Raw genomic sequence first — 2805 nt, 5'->3', positions numbered from 1 at the left:
CTCCCTGCGGTCGCGTCGCTGCGCGATGGCCCTTGCGGGCCACCCTTGACAGGACGTCCCGCCCCGGAATGCCAACAAGCTGCCGGGAAGCCCCCAGGGGAATGGCCTGGAGGGAGGGTGAGGCATGGGGGGCATCAGGGAGCTTTCTCTCCCGCCCCGGCAGGCCGCATCCAGCCCCACCGGCGTCGGCAGACCCGTCGGCGGGGCCGTGTCGGCTCTGGTGTCGCCAAACGATGTCCAGAGCATCATCCGGTGACAGGAGCGCCCCAGATCGCTACGCGGCCCGGCTCTCTTCGGCGGCCGACGGCCGTCAGGGGCAGGGGCGGCGCGTCAGATCGCTACGTGGCCCGGCTCCCTTGGGCGTCCGGCGGCCGTCTGGGGCGGAGGCGGCGCGTCAGATCGCTACGTGGCCCGGCTCCCTTGGGCGGCCGGCGGCCGTCCGGGGCGGGGGCAGCGCGTCAGATCGCTACGTGGCCCGGCTCCCTTGGGCGTCCGGAGGCCGTCCGGGGCAGGGGCAGCGCGTCAGATCGCTACGTGGCCCGGCTCCCTTGGGCGTCCGGAGGCCGTCCGGGGCAGGGGCGGCGCATCAGATCGCTACGCGGCCCGGCTCCCTTGGGCGGCCGACGGCCGTCCGGGGCGGGGGCAGCGCCTCAGGTCGCTACAGGGGCGCCGTCGGCTCGGCGGCTTGCCGCCGGAGTGTCGGAGTGGTCGCCGAAGGACCGGGGTTCCGGCGGGTCTTCCACGGCCCCGCCTACTGAGGACAACGGTGACGGTCAGGCCTGCGTGGAGATGCAGAAGGGGTGGCCTGCAGGGTCCAGCAGGACCCTCCGGTGATCGGGGTGCGGTTGGACAGCGGGTTCGACGGCGCCCAGTGCCAGCATGCGTGCGTGGGCGGCGTCCAGATCGTCGACGCCCAGTTCCATGTGAGCCTGCTTGCCCTGGGACGGGTCCGGCCAGGTCGGACGCCGGTAGTCGTCCACCCGGATGAAGCCCAGTCCGGGTGACCCTTCGCGGCCGAGCAGGACGAAGTCGTCGCTGGAGTGGAGGACGGGCAAGCCGAGCGCGGTGGCGTAGAAGCGGGCCAGTTCGGCGGGGTCCGGGCAGTCGAAGTCCACGGACAGCAGGCGGATCGCGGGTTCTGTCGTCATGAGGAGGACGCTAGGACGGGACCAGGACAGTTCCGGTCCTGGTCATGGGGAAGACTTCCGGATGTGATCAGCACCTCTTCCCGCCTGCTGCGCCTGGTCTCGCTGCTGTCCGCTCGGCCGACCTGGACCTGCCGCGAGCTGGCCGAGCGGATGGCGGTCACCGACCGCACGGTCCGGCGGGACATCGCCCGACTGCGGGAACTCGGCTACGGCATCGAGTCCGACCCCGGGCCGTGGGGCGGTTACCGCCTCTGCGGTGGCAGCCGGGTGCCACCGCTGATCCTCGACGACGAGGAGGCGCTTGCCGTGGCCGTCGCGCTGCGAGAGGCCGCGCTCAGCGGCGTCTTGGGCAGCGACCAGGCCGCGCTGTCGGCACTCCTGAAACTTCGGCAGGTCCTACCGCCCCGGATCTCGGACCGGCTGGGGGAAATGGACGCGGTCTTCGTCCACACTCCCAGGCCCGAGGGACGTCGGATACGGCCCGGCGTGCTGCCGGAACTGGCCGCCGCCTGCCGCCTCGCAGAGCGCACCCGCCTGTCGTACCGGGACCACGCGGGGAACGCCACTGTCCGGGATGTCGACCCCTACCGCCTGGTACACACCGGCCTCCGCTGGTACTTCGTCGCCCGTGACGTGGCTCGGGACCAGTGGCGGACGTTCCGGGCCGACCGGGTGGTACGGGTGGAGCCGACCGGACACGCCGTCGAACTCGTCGACCCGCCCGACCCGGCGCTCCTCGTCTCCCGAGCCATCGCGGGTGTCGTGTACCCGCTCTATGTCACGGTCCGGCTGGCGCACCCCATGGACCAGGCGCTGCGGCTGATCCCGCCCACGATCGGCACCCACCGCCCGGACGGCCCCGATGCCACCATCGTCGAGATCGGCGGCAACGACGCCGACCAGCTCGCCGCATACCTCCTCGGCCTGGGCACCACGCTGCGGGTCCTGTCACCCGACCCCGTACGGGAGGCGCTGCTGCGCCGGGCCCGAGACCTGTGCGAGGACAACGGAGGCGGTCAGCCCCGGCAAGGCCCGGACCGCGACGCCGACCGCCGAAAAAGCGGGGGCGCGTAACGGCCCCGAACGCCTCCCGGCCCGCTACGGCCGCCGGTCGCTGAGCCGAAACCGCCCACGCAGCGATCTGCCGCGTCGCCCGGCCGTTGACGGCCGTCAGCCGCCGAGCCGAGGGCGTCCTTGTAGCGATCTGTTGCGCCCCCGGCCCGTGACGGCCTTCAGCCGCTGGGCCGAGGGCGCCCCTGTAGCGATCCGTCGCGCCACCCGGCCCCCGTGACGGCCGTCAGTCGCCAAGCCGAGGGCGCCCACGTAGCGATCTGGGGCGCTCCTGTCTCCGGATGATGCTCTGAGCATCGTTTCGCGACGTCACAGACCTTCCGGGCCTTCGCCGCCGGGGCTGCTGATGCCGGGGGGACAGGACACGGCTGCCGGAGCGGGAGGGCAAGGGCTCTGACGAACCCCTGTGGTCTTCGTCCCCCCTGGCCGTTTCCCTGGGGGCGTCCCGGCAGAAAAAATGCCTCCGGGGCGGGTCGGTCTGTCAAGGGGGGCCCGCAAGGGCCATCGCGCAGCGACGCGACCAGAGGGAGCGCCCTTGAGAGACCGGCACGCCCCGGACACCATCAACTGCCCGGGACACCCCCAG

At 72.8% G+C, this 2805-nt stretch carries 2 protein-coding genes; one reads left to right on the top strand and one right to left on the bottom strand.

Annotation, left to right across the window (positions count from 1 at the left end; genetic code table 11):
* Positions 1-773 precede the first annotated feature (773 nt).
* Positions 774-1148 (bottom strand): VOC family protein, encoded by a 375-nt coding sequence (locus tag EF903_RS31275; protein WP_125548347.1) that lies wholly within the window; start codon positions 1146-1148, stop codon positions 774-776.
* 63 nt (positions 1149-1211) lie between these two features.
* Between EF903_RS31275 and EF903_RS31270 the strand changes: the two genes are divergently transcribed.
* A complete protein-coding gene (locus EF903_RS31270) occupies positions 1212-2222 on the top strand; it encodes a YafY family protein (protein WP_125548346.1) in 1011 nt (336 codons plus the stop codon).
* The last annotated feature ends 583 nt before the right edge of the window (positions 2223-2805 follow it).

It is taken from the genome of Streptomyces sp. WAC05292 (assembly GCF_003949955.1).
In the GTDB taxonomy this organism is placed as follows: domain Bacteria; phylum Actinomycetota; class Actinomycetes; order Streptomycetales; family Streptomycetaceae; genus Streptomyces; species Streptomyces globosus.
The sequence above is the reverse complement of the archived record's forward strand: the minus strand, read 5'-3'. Positions and strand labels throughout refer to the sequence as shown.